Source organism: Pseudomonas sp. (genome assembly GCF_049653025.1).
Classification (GTDB): Bacteria; Pseudomonadota; Gammaproteobacteria; order Pseudomonadales; family Pseudomonadaceae; genus Aquipseudomonas.
This window is the reverse complement of the sequence record NZ_JBASFM010000014.1, coordinates 79,814-93,333: the sequence shown is the minus strand read 5'-3', so window position 1 is coordinate 93,333 and position 13,520 is coordinate 79,814. Positions and strand designations below refer to the sequence as shown.

The following is a 13,520-nucleotide window of genomic DNA, read 5'->3' as shown; positions in this document are numbered from 1 at the left end:
CCATGGCCCGCGTTACCGTCGAAGATTGCCTGGATCACGTTGATAACCGCTTTGAGCTGGTCATGCTCGCTACCAAGCGCTCGCGCCAACTGGCTACCGGTGGCAAAGAGCCGAAGCTGGCTTGGGAAAATGACAAGCCGACCGTAGTCGCGCTGCGTGAAATCGCCGCTGGCCTGATGAGCTACGACGTCATCGCCCAAGACGAAATCGTCGAAGAAGAGCCACTGTTTGCAGCATTCGAGGAAGAGGCTAACGAGCCTCTGTAAGCCTATGCCGGGTCGACGTCGTCAGGCGCAAGGTCATCTGAATCGGCAAGGGGAGCGCCCATGCCGAGCATAGACGCCCTCGCCGACAGACTTTCGACCTACCTCGACGGCGACCAGGTCAATCTGGTTCGCCGCGCTTACTTCTACGCCGAACAAGCCCACGACGGCCAACGCCGCCGCAGCGGCGAAGCCTACGTCACCCATCCCCTGGCGGTGGCGAGCATCCTGGCGGACATGCACATGGACCATCAGAGCCTGATGGCCGCGATGCTGCATGACGTGATCGAAGACACCGGTATTGCCAAGGAAGCTCTGGACGCGCAGTTCGGCGAATCCGTGGCCGAGTTAGTCGATGGGGTCAGCAAACTGACCCAGATGAACTTCGAGACCAAGGCCGAGGCCCAGGCCGAGAACTTCCAGAAGATGGCCATGGCCATGGCCCGCGATATCCGCGTGATTCTGGTCAAACTGGCCGACCGCCTGCACAACATGCGCACCCTGGAAGTGCTGTCCGGCGAAAAGCGCCGGCGCATCGCCAAGGAAACCCTGGAAATCTACGCCCCGATCGCCAACCGCCTGGGCATGCACAGCATGCGCATCGAGTTCGAGGACCTGGGCTTCAAGGCCATGCACCCGATGCGCTCCGAGCGCATCCGCACTGCAGTCAAGCGCGCCCGCGGCAACCGCAAGGAAATCGTCAACAAGATCGAGGAGTCGATCAGCCATTGCCTGGCTCGCGAGGGCATGGAAGGCGAGGTGATGGGCCGCGAAAAGCACCTCTACGGCATCTATCAGAAGATGCGCGGCAAGCGCCGGGCGTTCAACGAGATCATGGACGTCTACGCCTTCCGCATCATCGTCGACAAGGTCGACACCTGCTACCGCGTGCTCGGTGCCGTGCACAACCTGTACAAGCCCCTGCCCGGCCGTTTCAAGGATTACATCGCGATCCCCAAGGCCAACGGCTACCAGTCGCTGCACACCACATTGTTCGGCATGCACGGCGTACCGATCGAGATTCAGATCCGTACCCGCGAGATGGAAGAGCTGGCCAACAACGGCATTGCCGCGCACTGGCTGTACAAATCCAACGAAGAAGACCAGCCCAAGGGCAGCCACGCCCGCGCACGCCAGTGGGTCAAGGGCGTGCTGGAAATGCAGCAACGCGCCGGCAACTCGCTGGAGTTTATCGAGAGCGTGAAGATCGACCTGTTCCCCGACGAGGTCTACGTGTTCACGCCCAAGGGCCGCATCATGGAGCTGCCGAAAGGCTCCACGGCGGTCGACTTTGCCTATGCGGTGCACACCGACGTCGGCAACACCTGTATCGCCTGCCGCATCAATCGCCGCCTGGCCCCGCTGTCGCAAGCCCTGGAAAGTGGCTCGACGGTAGAAATCGTCACCGCTCCCGGCGCACGGCCGAATCCTGCCTGGCTCAACTTCGTGGTCACCGGCAAGGCGCGCACGCACATTCGCCACGCGCTGAAACTGCAGCGTCGCTCGGAATCCATCAGCCTCGGCGAACGCCTGCTGAACAAGGTATTGGCTGGGTTCAGTAGCCGCGTCGACAAGCTCGCTCCCGAGCGCGTGCAAGCCGTACTCGCCGAATACCGCCTGGAGCTGCTGGAAGACCTGCTCGAAGACATCGGCCTGGGCAACCGCATGGCCTATGTGGTGGCGCGCCGCCTGCTCAGCGACAGCGGCGAAGCCCTGCCGAGCAGCGAAGGCCCGCTGGCGATTCGCGGCACCGAAGGCCTGGTGCTGAGCTACGCCAAGTGCTGCACACCGATTCCCGGCGACCCGATTGTCGGTCACCTGTCCGCCGGTAAGGGCATGGTGGTGCACCTGGACAGCTGTAAGAACATCGGCGAAATCCGCCACAACCCGGAAAAATGCATCCAGCTGTCCTGGGCCAAGGACGTTACCGGCGAGTTCAATGTTGAACTGCGCGTCGAGCTGGAACACCAGCGCGGCCTGATCGCCCTGCTCGCCGGCAGCGTGAATGCCGCCGATGGCAATATCGAGAAGATCAGCATGGACGAACGCGACGGCCGTATCAGCGTGGTCCAACTGGTGGTCAGCGTGCATGACCGCGTGCACCTGGCCCGCGTGATCAAGAAGCTGCGCGCCCTCACCGGAGTGATCCGCATCACCCGCGCACGCGCCTGAAGCCTTTATGCCGCGGCAGCCCTGCCGCGCAACCCGATCAATAACAAGGAGCTCATCATGAGCAAGAGCGTCATCACTAGCGACAAAGCCCCGGCCGCCATCGGCACCTACTCCCAGGCGATCAAGGCTGGCAACACCGTCTACATGTCCGGGCAGATCCCTTTGGATCCGAAAACCATGGAGCTGGTGGAAGGTTTCGAAGCGCAGACCGTGCAGGTGTTCGAGAACCTCAAGGCCGTGGCCGAAGCGGCTGGCGGTTCGTTCAAGGACATCGTCAAACTGAACATCTTCCTCACCGACCTGTCGCACTTCGCCAAGGTCAATGAAGTCATGGGCCGTTACTTCGAGCAGCCTTACCCAGCCCGCGCCGCCATCGGCGTAGCCGCCCTGCCACGCGGCTCGCAGGTCGAAATGGACGCTATTCTGGTTCTCGAATAAGCCTCTCGGCGGGGCCTGCGCCCCGCCCTCGCCTCTCAAGGAAACGCCCATGCGTCGCCTGCTCGCTGTCCTGATCACCACCGGCCTGCTCAGCGGCTGCGCCAGCCCAGTGCAAGACCCGGCCGGCACCTGGATCAACCAGGCGGCCATCGACGCCGCAGTCGAGGGCGGCAACCTGCGTGAGGCTTTGCTCGCCTACGGCCCCAACCTTGAATGGCAGATCGATAGCCAACGCCAGCTGGCCAGTTTCAGCAATGGCTTCGAGCGTGGCGAAGGCAACCTGACGCAAGCACAGGACGGCCGCTACCGCGTGCACTTCTACGGCGACTATCAGGAATGGCTGAGCCTCAGTAAAGCCGAACTGATCCAGGCGCAGAGCGACACCTGGCCGGAGCAGCGCTTTACTCGCGCGGCCGCAATCAGCACGCCGCCGCCACCCGGCAGCAGTTTCGAGCATGCACTTTACAGCGCCTACCTAGGCGGCACCTGGCTGATCAAGGAAGGGCTTGGCGAAGGTGGCCTGGTGCTGTTCCAGCCCGACGGCACACTGCAAGGTATGCCAGGCGCCGAACGCTATGCGCTGTGCCTGGCCGGCGACTGTGCGGCCATGAGCGGTGAATTCGACAGCATCTGGCTGCAACTGGGCGAACAGGGGCAGACCTGGCTGTTTGAGCGTGAAGGCGAGCAGATGCGCATTTTCGAAGCACTCAACCGCGCGCAGATCGACGAGATGCCCGACTACAGCAAAGGCCAGCAACGCTGGTTGCTAGAACGAAAGTAGCCATTCAGCAGCCCGCTAGGCATCTCCAGCCAAGATCGCGGCATAGCCCTCACGGTAGCTCGGATACTGCGGCTGCCAGCCCATTGCACGCGCCCGCGCATTGCTGCAACGCTTGCTGCCGGAACGGCGCACCGTCGACTGCTCGCTCCAATGACTGACGCCCAGCTGCTCACGCAGCCAGGCCACCACCTCATGCAGCGCCGCCGGCTGGTCATCCACACCGATATAGCAGTCATCCAGCGCCACCCCACGCGCATCAGCCTGTAGCAGAAACGCCAGCAACCCCGCGGCATCGTCGGCATGGATGCGGTTGCCGTAGAGCGGCGGCTCACTGACCACCCGATATCCCTGGCGCACCTGGGTCAGCAGCCACTCGCGGCCTGGCCCGTAAATTCCGGTCAGACGCACCACGCTGGCGGCAACCCCACTGTTCAGCGCCAGTTGCTCGGCTTCGAGCATGATGCGCCCGGAATAACCCGTGGCCTCGGCGGCAGAGGTTTCGTCGATCCACTCGCCACCCTGCTGGCCATACACCCCGCTGCTGGAGACAAACAGCAGACGCTTGGGTGTTTGCCCGTGCTGCGCCAGCCAGGCCAGCACGTTGCGCAGGCCATCGACATAGGCAGCCCGGTAGCCGGCCTCGTCATGGCTCGTCGCGGCGGCGCAGTACACCAGGTAATCCAGTGGCTCCTGCGGCCATTGCGGCGGACAGATCGACTGCTGCAAATCACCAGCAACCGCCAGTACACCGACCGGCAGCTCTGCGACCGTGCGCCGCAGGCCATAGGTGCGCCAGCCCACCGCGAGCATTTGCGTGGCCAGGCGACCACCCACATCACCGCAGCCGGCGACCAACAACGTACGAGCAACAGACATCAGCAACACCTCACGAACAGTCGCGGCCAGGGCGGCCAAATGCAATAAAGTTACATTGGCATTGTGCCAAACAAGAATTATTTGCAATAATATTTGTATCTTCGATGCCATGGCCGAGCAAGCCGTGGTCAAGCTCTTCCCATTTCAGGTCCGCCAGCATGCACTCTATCGCCTCCAGCGCTCAGCCAACTCCAGCGTCACGAGCCCGTGCCTTCGCCGCGCTCGGTACCCTTGTTCTCAGCCTGCTGCTGCCGGTCAGCAGCTTCGCCAATGAACCCGCAACGCCTCCTGCGACTCCGCCCGCTGCCACAGCAGCCTCGCTGCAGACCGCCCCGGCTGTTGCCGAACAGTCTACCGCGCCGGTTGCCGAAGCACCTGAGCTGGTTGCCCTGCGCGCGAAAATGGCCGCCCTCGGCGAGCAAGCCACGCCTGAGCAGATCAGCGCGACTCAGCAGCAGTACATGACCGAAAACAACATCAACGCTGAAGACGCACAAAAGCTTATCAGCGCCCTGCAAGCCCCGGCAGCGCCAGAGCTCGCTGCAGAAAGCGATCTGATGCATGACCTGTCGCCCTGGGGCATGTACCAGAACGCCGATATCGTGGTGAAGAGCGTGATGATCGGTCTGGTCCTGGCTTCGATCCTGACCTGGACCATCTGGCTGGCCAAGAGCATCGAGCTGATCAGCGCCCGTCGTCGCCTGCAACGCGAACTGCCTGCACTGAAGACCGCACGCACCCTGCGCCAGGCCGCCGAGCAAACCCGCGGCACTAACAGCCTGAGCACCCACCTGATCGAAGACGCCCGCGAAGAACTGGCACTGTCCAGCGGCTGCCGGGAAAAAGACGGCATCAAGGAACGCGTCAGCTTCCGCCTGGAGCGTCTGGTTGCTGCCACTGGCCGGCAGATGAGCCACGGTACCGGCGTACTCGCCAGCATCGGCTCTACCGCGCCATTCGTCGGCCTGTTCGGCACCGTATGGGGCATCATGAACAGCTTTATCGGCATCGCCAAATCGCAGACCACCAACCTCGCCGTGGTCGCCCCAGGCATCGCCGAAGCCCTGCTGGCCACTGCACTGGGCCTGGTTGCGGCGATTCCGGCCGTGATCATCTACAACGTCTTCGCCCGCTCCATCACCGGCTACCGCGCCCAGGTGGCGGACGCTTCCGCCCACGTACTGCTGCTGGTCAGCCGCGATCTCGACCAAGTGCCGAGCAACGAGCGCCAGTCACAGCAACCCCACGTGGTCAAGGTGGTCTGAGAACATGGGCCTGCATCTGAACGACGGTGGCGATGACCTGCAAGAGAGTCATGAGATCAACGTCACCCCCTTTATCGACGTGATGCTGGTGCTGCTGATCATCTTTATGGTCGCCGCACCGCTGTCCACCGTCGATATCAAGATCGACCTGCCTGCCTCCAGTGCCAAGCCAGCACCGCGCCCGGACAAGCCGATCTACCTGAGCATCAAGGAAGACAAGAGCCTGCACCTGGACAACGATCCGGTTGCTCAGGCCCAGCTCGGCGGCGCCCTGGACAAACGCACCAACGGCGACAAGGAGAAGACCATCTTCGTCCGTGGCGATAAAACCGTCGATTACGCCTCGCTGATGGAAGTGATGGATAACCTGCGCAGCGCCGGCTACCTGAAGATCGGCCTGGTGGGCCTAGAATCGGTTAGCGCGCAATGACCGCATCGCGTCGCCTGCCCTTCTGGGCTATCAGTTTGGCGCTGGTCGTAGGCCTGCATGCCGCGCTGTTCTTCTGGGCACTCTACTGGCAGCCGCCGGTTATCGAGGAAGTTCCACCGGCGGCCATGCTGGTCGAGCTGGCACCACTGCCGGTGCCGGCCGCCGCCAAGCCGGTTGCACCGCAAGTGGTGCAACCGGAAGAACCCGAGCCACTGCCCAAGCTGGTAGAAGCGCCCAAGCCGCGTCTGGCGCTTACCCCGCCCAAGCCAAAACCCAAGCCGAAACCACGGCCACAGCCGCCCAAACCGGTCGAGCCGGTGGTCAAGCCCGCCGAAGAAGCGCCGAATGACGCGCCGGCCGAGTTGGTCAGCAAGGCCGAAGACAAGCCAGCGGCACCGCAACCCGCCGCCAGCAGCGCGCCTAGCGCAGCCGAAGTCAGCTGGCAGAGCCGCTTGCTCAGCCACCTGGCCAAGCACAAGCGCTACCCGGATGACGCCCGTCGTCGCGGCATCGAAGGCGCAACCCGGCTGCGTTTCGTCGTAGATGCCAAGGGCAAGGTCGTCTCGCATTCGCTGGTCGGCCGCTCCGGCAGCTCATCGCTGGATCATGCCACCCTGCAGATGATCCGCCGCGCCCAGCCGCTGCCGCTGCCGCCCGCCGAAGTGCTGAAGAACGGCAGCGTGGTGATCGTCACCTCCTTTATCTACGCCCTGGAACGCAACTGAACCGGCGCTAGAGCCGCAACACGCCAAGGCCGCCTCCGCAAGGACGCGGCCTTTTTCTTGCCCGTTTATCCACGTGGGAGGAGTAGCAACAGACAGGTTCAGCGGCTGAACAAGACAGCGGCTGATACCAGAAATGCTTAGATACGGCTGCGATAAGCCGACAGCGGACAAAACATCTGCGAGAACATCATGCGTGGACTAGAAGAGGAACAGCATCAGCACCGCAGCGCGACAAGGGCTGCCGGGCAGTGGTGCTGAGATATTGGGATCGCGGCGCAGGCACGGCCGCGTAGACCGTGCCTGTAAAAGCGGCCTGGCTTACAGCGGCATCAAGCCGGCCTGCTGCACCAGCTCCAGCAACGGCTGCGGATAAACGCCGAGGAAGAACGCCAGCAGCGAGACGAACACCAGCATGATGCCGCCGGCGCGTTGGGCCCAGTGCATGTCTGCGTCGTGGCGACGCAGGTTGGGTTCGACCATGTACAGAGTGACCATCACCCGCAGGTAGTAGAACACGCCGACAGCGCTGCCGATGACCAGCGCGCCAAGCAGCCACCACTGCTGCGATTGCACACCGGCAGCGACCACGTAGAACTTGCCGATAAAGCCGGCGGTCAGCGGAATGCCGGCCAGCGACAGCATCATCACGGTCAGCACAGCGGTCAGGTACGGCCGCCGCCAGAACAGCCCACGGTATTCGTACAGAGCATCGCAGTCACGACCACTGTACGGCGTCGACATCAGGGTGATCACGCCGAACGCACCGAGGCTGGTCAGCACGTAGGTGGCCAGGTATACGCCGACCGCTTCCACGGCCAGGCCCTTGCTGGCGATCAGCGCCACCAGCAGGTAGCCGAAGTGGGCGATCGACGAGTAACCGAGCAGGCGCTTGAGGTTGCTCTGCAGCAGCGCCAGCAGGTTCCCGAAGAGGATCGAGGCGATGGCGATCACCGTCAGCAGCTCGCTCAGCCAGCCGCCAGCGGTCACCGGCGAGATCTGATACAGACGCAGCAGTACGGCAAACACCGCGACCTTGCTGGCGGTAGCGAGGAAGGCGGCGACCGGCGCCGGCGCGCCTTCGTAGACGTCCGGGGTCCACAGGTGGAACGGCACCAGCGACAGCTTGAAGGCCAGGCCGATCAGCATCATGCCGATACCAAGCTGCGCGAGCATGCTCGGCAGGCCATCAGCCGCCAGCTTGGCACCGATGCCGGCAAAGCTCAGGCTGCCGGATTCGGCGTAGAGCAAGGCCATGCCGAACAGCAGGAAGGCCGAACCTGCGGCCGACAGCACCATGTACTTGATGCCGGCTTCCAGCGAACGCTTGTTGAAGAAGGCGTAGGCAATCATGCCGTAGGTCGGCACCGACAGCAGTTCCAGGCCAATAAACAGCCCAGCCAGGTGCTGCGCGCTAACAAGTACCAGACCGCCGGCAGCGGACAGCAGCATCAGCAGGTACAGCTCTTCGCGGTTGCCTGGGTAGCCTTTGCCCGATTCGCCGCCCAGGTAGGCGTGGGTCAGCGTCACGCAAGCCAGCGTTGCAGCCAGCACCAGGCCCATGTAATAGCAGGCGAAGTTGTCGATCAGCAGCAGCGGCGTCACTTGCAGCGGTGTCACCTCGAGCGCCGGGATCAGCGACAGCAGCGCCAGGTTAAGGCCCAGCACCGACAACCCGAAGGTCATGGCGTGGTTGCGCTTCCAGGCGATTGCCAGCATCACCACCACGACGGTGGCGCTGGTGATCAGTAGCGGCAGCAGCGCGATAAAGTGTTGAGTCGTGAATTCCATACGCTACTTACCGGGCCAAAACAGGTTGATTGAGAGCGCTACCCAGCCACTGCTGCACGCCGTGCATGCTGGCGGCCGAGGTGTCGAGCACCGGCTGCGGGTAGACGCCAAGCAGGATCAGCAGCACGGCCAGGCCCAGCACCATACTCAATTCGCGTGGTTTCAGGCCGGGCAGCGCGGTATCCGCCTTGGCCGGACCGAAGTAGGCACGGTGGATCATGATCAGCGAGTACACCGAACCGAACACCAGGCCGGTGGCGGCCACGATGGTGACCCACGGCGCGCTCTGGAAGCTGCCGATCAGAATCAGGAACTCGCCGACGAAGTTGCCGGTACCCGGCAGGCCCAGTGCAGCGGCCGCAAAGAACAGGCTGACAGCCGGCAACCAGGGCATACGCGCCCAGATCCCGCCCATCTCGCGCATGTCACGGGTGTGCACACGCTCGTAGAGCTGGCCGCAGAGGATAAACAGCGCCGCGGCAGACAGACCGTGCGCCATCATCTGCACCACCGCGCCCTGCAGGGCGATTTCGCTGGCGGAGTAGATGGCGATCAGCACAAAGCCCATGTGCGACACGCTGGAGTAAGCCACCAGGCGCTTGATATCGGTCTGCGCGAACGACAGCAGCGCGCCGTAGATGATGGCGAACACGCCGAGCCACTGCGCGATCGGCGCGAATTCGGCCGAGGCATTGGGGAACAGTGGCAAAGCGAAGCGCATCAAGCCATAAGCGGCGGTTTTCAACAGGATACCGGCCAGGTCCACGGAACCGGCGGTAGGGGCCTGAGCGTGGGCGTCCGGCAGCCAGGAGTGAAACGGCACCACCGGGAACTTCACCGCGAAGGCGATAAAGAAGCCGAGCATCAGGACGTACTCGGTGCCGGCGCTCATCTTGGTTTTCAGCAAATCGGCGTAGTTGAAGGTCAACACGCCGGTCTGGTCGAAGTGCACGAACACCAGGCCGAGAATCGCCACCAGCATGATCAGGCCGCTGGCCTGGGTGAAGATAAAGAACTTGGTGGCGGCGTAGATGCGCGTCTTGCCGTCGCTGCCGCTGTGACCCCAGAGCGCGATGAGGAAGAACATCGGCACCAGCATCATTTCCCAGAAGAAGAAGAACAGGAACAGGTCGACGGCGAGGAACACACCGACCACGCCGCCGAGAATCCACATCAGGTTGAGGTGGAAGAAGCCGACGCGGTTCTGGATCTCGTTCCACGAGCAGAGCACCGAGAGCACACCGAGCAGACCGGTGAGGCTGATCATCAGTACCGACAGGCCGTCCAGCGCCAGGTGCACGCTGATGCCGAAGCGCTCGATCCACTGCAGCTTGAACTCGGAGGCCCAGACCGGATCGCCGCCTGGCGCGGGGGCCAGGCTGAAATCACCGGTGGACCACAGCCACAGGCCCAGGCCGAACAGCAGGCCCATGGTCAGCAGGGCGATCCAGCGCGGCAGGGTATTGCCGAAACGCTCGAACTGCCAGCACAGCAGGCCGCCGATAAAGGGGATCAGGATTAGCCAGGGCAGAATCATGACGGTTGGTTTTCCTTAATTCAGAATCAGCAGCAGGCCGAGCACCAGTACGGCACCCCCGGCAATCGATGTGGCGTACCAGCGCACCTGGCCGGTCTCGCTGCGAGCCAGCAAGGCGTTGCCGCCTCGGGCCAGACGCGGGATCAGGCCGATGCTGCGGTCGATCGGGTCACGCCCGAGCAGTCGGCAGATCAGCAGGTACGGCTGCACGAACAACTTGTCATAGAGCCAGTCGAAGCCCCAGGCGGCGAACCACCAGGCCGACAGGAAACGCCCCGGCGCGCTCTGCGCCACGGCCGTGGCAAAGCGCCGCTTGCCGAGGAACAGCAAGGCCGCCAGCACGATACCGCTCAGGGCGATAAGGCCCGAGGCGATTTCCAGGCTGTGCTGCGCTTCGCCGCCGGCATGGCCGACGCTCTGCGGCAGTACGCCAGCCAGCGGCGGGCTGATCAGCGCACCGATAAAGGTCGACAGCACGATCAGTACGCTCAGCGGCAGCCAGTGGGCGATGCCGTGGCCGGCATGGGCCTCGGTCTGCTGCTCGCCGTGGAAGGCGATAAAGATCAGGCGGAAGGTGTAGATCGAGGTCAGGAAGGCACCGACCAGGCCGGCGTACAGCAGCCACTGGTGACCACTGGCGAAGGCTTCCCAGAGGATCTCGTCCTTGGAGTAGAAACCGGCGGTGATCAGCGGCAACGCCGCCAGGGCCGAGCCACCGACGATAAAGCTGGCGTAGGCCAGTGGCAGTTTCTTCCACAGACCGCCCATCTTGAAGATGTTCTGCTCGTGGTGGCAGGCGTTGATCACCGCACCGGAGGCGAGGAACAGCAGGGCCTTGAAGAAGGCGTGGGTCATCAGATGGAAGATCGCCGCGTCCCAGGCACCCACGCCGAGGGCGAGGAACATGTAGCCGATCTGGCTCATGGTCGAGTAGGCGAGGATGCGCTTGATATCGGTCTGCACCAGCGCGGCGAAACCGGCCAGCACCAGGGTCACGCCGCCGACTATGCCGACCAGCTCGAGAATCTCCGGGGTCAGCAGGAACAGGCCATGGGTCCGCGCGATCAGGTAGACACCGGCGGTGACCATGGTCGCCGCGTGGATCAGAGCGGAAACCGGAGTCGGACCGGCCATGGCGTCGGCCAGCCAGGTCTGCAGCGGCAGCTGGGCGGATTTACCGACCGCGCCACCGAGCAGCATCAGGGTGGCGATCCACAACCAGCTGTCGCCTGCCACGTACTTCTGCGGTGCCAGCACCATCAGCTCCTGGATATTCAGGGTGCCGAGATGGAGGAACAGGATAAACAGGCCGATGGCCATAAACACGTCGCCGACGCGAGTGACGATAAAGGCCTTCAGCGCCGCATTGCCGTTCGGCGTGTGCTTGAAGTAGAAGCCGATCAGCAGGTACGAGCACAGGCCTACGCCTTCCCAGCCGAAGTACAGCACCAGCAGGTTATCGCCCAGCACCAGCATCAGCATGCTGAAGATAAACAGGTTGGTGTAGGCGAAGAAGCGTGAGTAACCCTCCTCCCCGCGCATGTACCAACTGGCGAACAGGTGAATCAGGAAGCCAACGCCGGTAACCACGCCGAGCATGGTCAGCGACAGGCCATCCAGATACAGGGTGAAGCTCGGCGCGAAGCTGCCAACGCTCATCCACTGCCACAGCACCTGGGTAAACACGCCACCCTCGGGTGGTGCAACGTTGAACTGGACGATGATCCAGGCGGCGGTCAGCGCCGACAGGCCGACCGAGCCAACGCCGATCAGGGCGGACAGGTTCTCGGACCAGCGACCACGGGAGAAGGCCAGCAGAAACCAGCCCAGCAACGGGAACAGGCACGTCAAAAATAGAAGGTTCATCCGTGCATCTCGCTGGCAGCGTCGACATCGAGGGTGTGGAAACGGCGATACAGCTGCAGCAGGATCGCCAGGCCGATACTGGCCTCGGCGGCGGCCAGGGTGATCACCAGAATAAACATGACCTGCCCGTCAGCCTGCACCCAGCGGCTACCGGCGACGACGAAGGCCAGGGCGGTGGCGTTCATCATCACTTCCAGGCTCATCAGGATAAACAGGATGTTACGGCGCACCATCAGGCCGATCAGGCCGAGGCTGAACAGCACGGCGGCCAGGGCCAGGCCGTGCTCCATGGGAATCGCACTCATACGGTAGGCTCCTTGGCGTCATGGCGGCCCAGGTGGTAGGCAGCGACCAGGGCAGCCAGCAGCAGCATCGAAGCCAGTTCGACGGCCAGCAGGTAAGGACCGTACAGGGCGATACCGACGGCCTTGGCATCCACGGTCACCAGACCGATGGAGGCACCGCTCGGGGCCTGGAACAGCACATACAGCAGTTGGCCAAGCAGCAAGGCCGCCAGAATCGCCGGCCCGGTCCAGATACCCGGGGTCAGCCATTTCTTTTCCTGCTCGGCGGCAGCCGGGCCGAGGTTGAGCATCATCACCACGAAGACGAACAGCACCATGATCGCGCCGGCGTAGACGATGATCTCCAGCGCGCCGGCAAAGGGTGCGCCGAGGGCGAAGAAGGTCATGGCCACGGCCAGCAACGAGAGAATCAGGTACAACAGGGCGTGCACCGGATTGCTCGCGGTGATGACCCTGAACGTGGACGCCACGGCAACGCCCGCAGCGAGGTAGAAAGCGAATTCCATGTCCTCTCCTTAGGGCAACAGGCTTTTAACGTTGATCGGCTCGGCTTCATTCTGCGCAGCGCCTTTCGGCTTGCCAGCGATGGCCATACCGGCAACGCGGTAGAAGTTGTAGTCCGGGTTCTTGCCCGGGCCGCTGATCAGCAGGTCTTCCTTCTCGTACACCAGGTCCTGGCGCTTGAACTCGCCCATCTCGAAATCCGGGGTGAGCTGGATTGCGGTGGTCGGGCAGGCCTCTTCACACAGGCCGCAGAAGATGCAACGGGAGAAGTTGATGCGGAAGAAATCCGGGTACCAGCGGCCGTCCGGGGTCTCGGCCTTCTGCAGCGAGATGCAACCGACCGGGCAAGCCACGGCGCACAGGTTGCAGGCCACGCAGCGCTCTTCGCCGTCGGGGTCGCGGGTCAGCACGATGCGGCCGCGGTAGCGCGGCGGCAGGTACACGGCCTCTTCCGGGTATTGCAGGGTGTCGCGTTTGCGGAAGCCGTGACTGAATACCATCACCAGGCTGCGCAGTTGGGTGTAGGTGCCATGCACCACATCCCAGATGTATTTGATCATCGCTATTACT

The 13,520-nt window shown here is 63.2% G+C and carries 14 protein-coding genes; 7 read left to right on the top strand and 7 right to left on the bottom strand.

Going from position 1 to position 13,520, the window contains the following annotated elements:
• Window positions 1–2 precede the first annotated feature (2 nt).
• From rpoZ to WBK23_RS11565, 4 genes are read left to right on the top strand one after another with little or no spacing between them, the layout of a single operon-like run.
• Window positions 3–266 carry a DNA-directed RNA polymerase subunit omega gene (gene rpoZ / locus WBK23_RS11580; RefSeq protein WP_305621687.1) on the top strand — a complete coding sequence of 88 codons (264 nt, stop codon included), beginning with the start codon at window positions 3–5 and terminating at the stop codon, window positions 264–266.
• 60 nt (window positions 267–326) lie between these two features.
• Window positions 327–2,435, top strand: coding sequence for a bifunctional GTP diphosphokinase/guanosine-3',5'-bis pyrophosphate 3'-pyrophosphohydrolase (gene spoT / locus WBK23_RS11575; RefSeq protein ID WP_424484106.1), 2,109 nt, complete (start codon window positions 327–329; stop codon window positions 2,433–2,435).
• Window positions 2,436–2,492: 57 nt separating this feature from the next.
• Window positions 2,493–2,873, top strand: coding sequence for a RidA family protein (locus WBK23_RS11570; protein WP_090250570.1), 381 nt, complete (start codon window positions 2,493–2,495; stop codon window positions 2,871–2,873).
• 49 nt (window positions 2,874–2,922) lie between these two features.
• Window positions 2,923–3,654 carry a hypothetical protein gene (locus WBK23_RS11565; RefSeq protein WP_424484105.1) on the top strand — a complete coding sequence of 244 codons (732 nt, stop codon included), beginning with the start codon at window positions 2,923–2,925 and terminating at the stop codon, window positions 3,652–3,654.
• 15 nt (window positions 3,655–3,669) lie between these two features.
• Here WBK23_RS11565 and WBK23_RS11560 read toward each other — a convergent pair whose 3' ends face one another.
• A complete protein-coding gene (locus WBK23_RS11560) occupies window positions 3,670–4,530 on the bottom strand; it encodes an NAD-dependent epimerase/dehydratase family protein (protein ID WP_424484104.1) in 861 nt (286 codons plus the stop codon).
• A 158-nt stretch (window positions 4,531–4,688) separates the two neighbouring features.
• On the opposite strand from WBK23_RS11560, the gene exbB reads away from it, so the two are divergent.
• Genes exbB through WBK23_RS11545 form a run of 3 tightly spaced genes read left to right on the top strand, consistent with a single transcriptional unit; the run spans window position 4,689 to window position 6,950 of the window.
• Window positions 4,689–5,795, top strand: coding sequence for a tonB-system energizer ExbB (gene exbB, locus WBK23_RS11555; protein ID WP_424484103.1), 1,107 nt, complete (start codon window positions 4,689–4,691; stop codon window positions 5,793–5,795).
• A gap of 4 nt (window positions 5,796–5,799) precedes the next feature.
• Window positions 5,800–6,225, top strand: a complete 426-nt coding sequence (gene exbD, locus WBK23_RS11550; RefSeq protein WP_424484102.1) for a TonB system transport protein ExbD — start codon at window positions 5,800–5,802, stop codon at window positions 6,223–6,225.
• Complete coding sequence (locus WBK23_RS11545) at window positions 6,222–6,950, top strand: TonB family protein (protein WP_424484101.1); 729 nt, start codon at window positions 6,222–6,224, stop codon at window positions 6,948–6,950. Before exbD ends, WBK23_RS11545 begins: the two co-directional genes overlap by 4 nt.
• Before the next feature lie 318 nt (window positions 6,951–7,268).
• Here WBK23_RS11545 and nuoN read toward each other — a convergent pair whose 3' ends face one another.
• The 6 genes from nuoN to nuoI are packed head-to-tail and all read right to left on the bottom strand — an operon-like array spanning window position 7,269 to window position 13,510.
• Window positions 7,269–8,738, bottom strand: coding sequence for an NADH-quinone oxidoreductase subunit NuoN (nuoN, locus tag WBK23_RS11540; RefSeq protein ID WP_424484100.1), 1,470 nt, complete (start codon window positions 8,736–8,738; stop codon window positions 7,269–7,271).
• A 7-nt stretch (window positions 8,739–8,745) separates the two neighbouring features.
• Window positions 8,746–10,275 carry an NADH-quinone oxidoreductase subunit M gene (nuoM, locus tag WBK23_RS11535; RefSeq protein WP_424484099.1) on the bottom strand — a complete coding sequence of 510 codons (1,530 nt, stop codon included), beginning with the start codon at window positions 10,273–10,275 and terminating at the stop codon, window positions 8,746–8,748.
• Window positions 10,276–10,290: 15 nt separating this feature from the next.
• On the bottom strand, window positions 10,291–12,141 hold the full coding sequence (nuoL, locus tag WBK23_RS11530; RefSeq protein ID WP_424484098.1) for an NADH-quinone oxidoreductase subunit L: 1,851 nt from the start codon (window positions 12,139–12,141) through the stop codon (window positions 10,291–10,293).
• Window positions 12,138–12,446 (bottom strand): NADH-quinone oxidoreductase subunit NuoK, encoded by a 309-nt coding sequence (nuoK, locus tag WBK23_RS11525; RefSeq protein WP_424484097.1) that lies wholly within the window; start codon window positions 12,444–12,446, stop codon window positions 12,138–12,140. Before nuoK ends, nuoL begins: the two co-directional genes overlap by 4 nt.
• Window positions 12,443–12,952 carry an NADH-quinone oxidoreductase subunit J gene (gene nuoJ / locus WBK23_RS11520; RefSeq protein ID WP_424484096.1) on the bottom strand — a complete coding sequence of 170 codons (510 nt, stop codon included), beginning with the start codon at window positions 12,950–12,952 and terminating at the stop codon, window positions 12,443–12,445. Before nuoJ ends, nuoK begins: the two co-directional genes overlap by 4 nt.
• 9 nt (window positions 12,953–12,961) lie before the next feature.
• A complete protein-coding gene (gene nuoI / locus WBK23_RS11515) occupies window positions 12,962–13,510 on the bottom strand; it encodes an NADH-quinone oxidoreductase subunit NuoI (protein ID WP_424484095.1) in 549 nt (182 codons plus the stop codon).
• Between the last annotated feature and the right edge of the window lie 10 nt (window positions 13,511–13,520).

Coding starts and splice junctions, on each gene's coding strand:
- WBK23_RS11545 (WP_424484101.1), top strand. CDS start 6,222: ATGACCGCATCGCGTCGCCTGCCCTTCTGGGCTATCAGTTTGGCGCTG.
- nuoN (WP_424484100.1), bottom strand. CDS start 8,738: ATGGAATTCACGACTCAACACTTTATCGCGCTGCTGCCGCTACTGATC.
- spoT (WP_424484106.1), top strand. CDS start 327: ATGCCGAGCATAGACGCCCTCGCCGACAGACTTTCGACCTACCTCGAC.
- nuoM (WP_424484099.1), bottom strand. CDS start 10,275: ATGATTCTGCCCTGGCTAATCCTGATCCCCTTTATCGGCGGCCTGCTG.
- nuoI (WP_424484095.1), bottom strand. CDS start 13,510: ATGATCAAATACATCTGGGATGTGGTGCATGGCACCTACACCCAACTG.
- WBK23_RS11560 (WP_424484104.1), bottom strand. CDS start 4,530: ATGTCTGTTGCTCGTACGTTGTTGGTCGCCGGCTGCGGTGATGTGGGT.
- nuoK (WP_424484097.1), bottom strand. CDS start 12,446: ATGAGTGCGATTCCCATGGAGCACGGCCTGGCCCTGGCCGCCGTGCTG.
- WBK23_RS11570 (WP_090250570.1), top strand. CDS start 2,493: ATGAGCAAGAGCGTCATCACTAGCGACAAAGCCCCGGCCGCCATCGGC.
- exbD (WP_424484102.1), top strand. CDS start 5,800: ATGGGCCTGCATCTGAACGACGGTGGCGATGACCTGCAAGAGAGTCAT.
- exbB (WP_424484103.1), top strand. CDS start 4,689: ATGCACTCTATCGCCTCCAGCGCTCAGCCAACTCCAGCGTCACGAGCC.
- nuoL (WP_424484098.1), bottom strand. CDS start 12,141: ATGAACCTTCTATTTTTGACGTGCCTGTTCCCGTTGCTGGGCTGGTTT.
- WBK23_RS11565 (WP_424484105.1), top strand. CDS start 2,923: ATGCGTCGCCTGCTCGCTGTCCTGATCACCACCGGCCTGCTCAGCGGC.
- rpoZ (WP_305621687.1), top strand. CDS start 3: ATGGCCCGCGTTACCGTCGAAGATTGCCTGGATCACGTTGATAACCGC.
- nuoJ (WP_424484096.1), bottom strand. CDS start 12,952: ATGGAATTCGCTTTCTACCTCGCTGCGGGCGTTGCCGTGGCGTCCACG.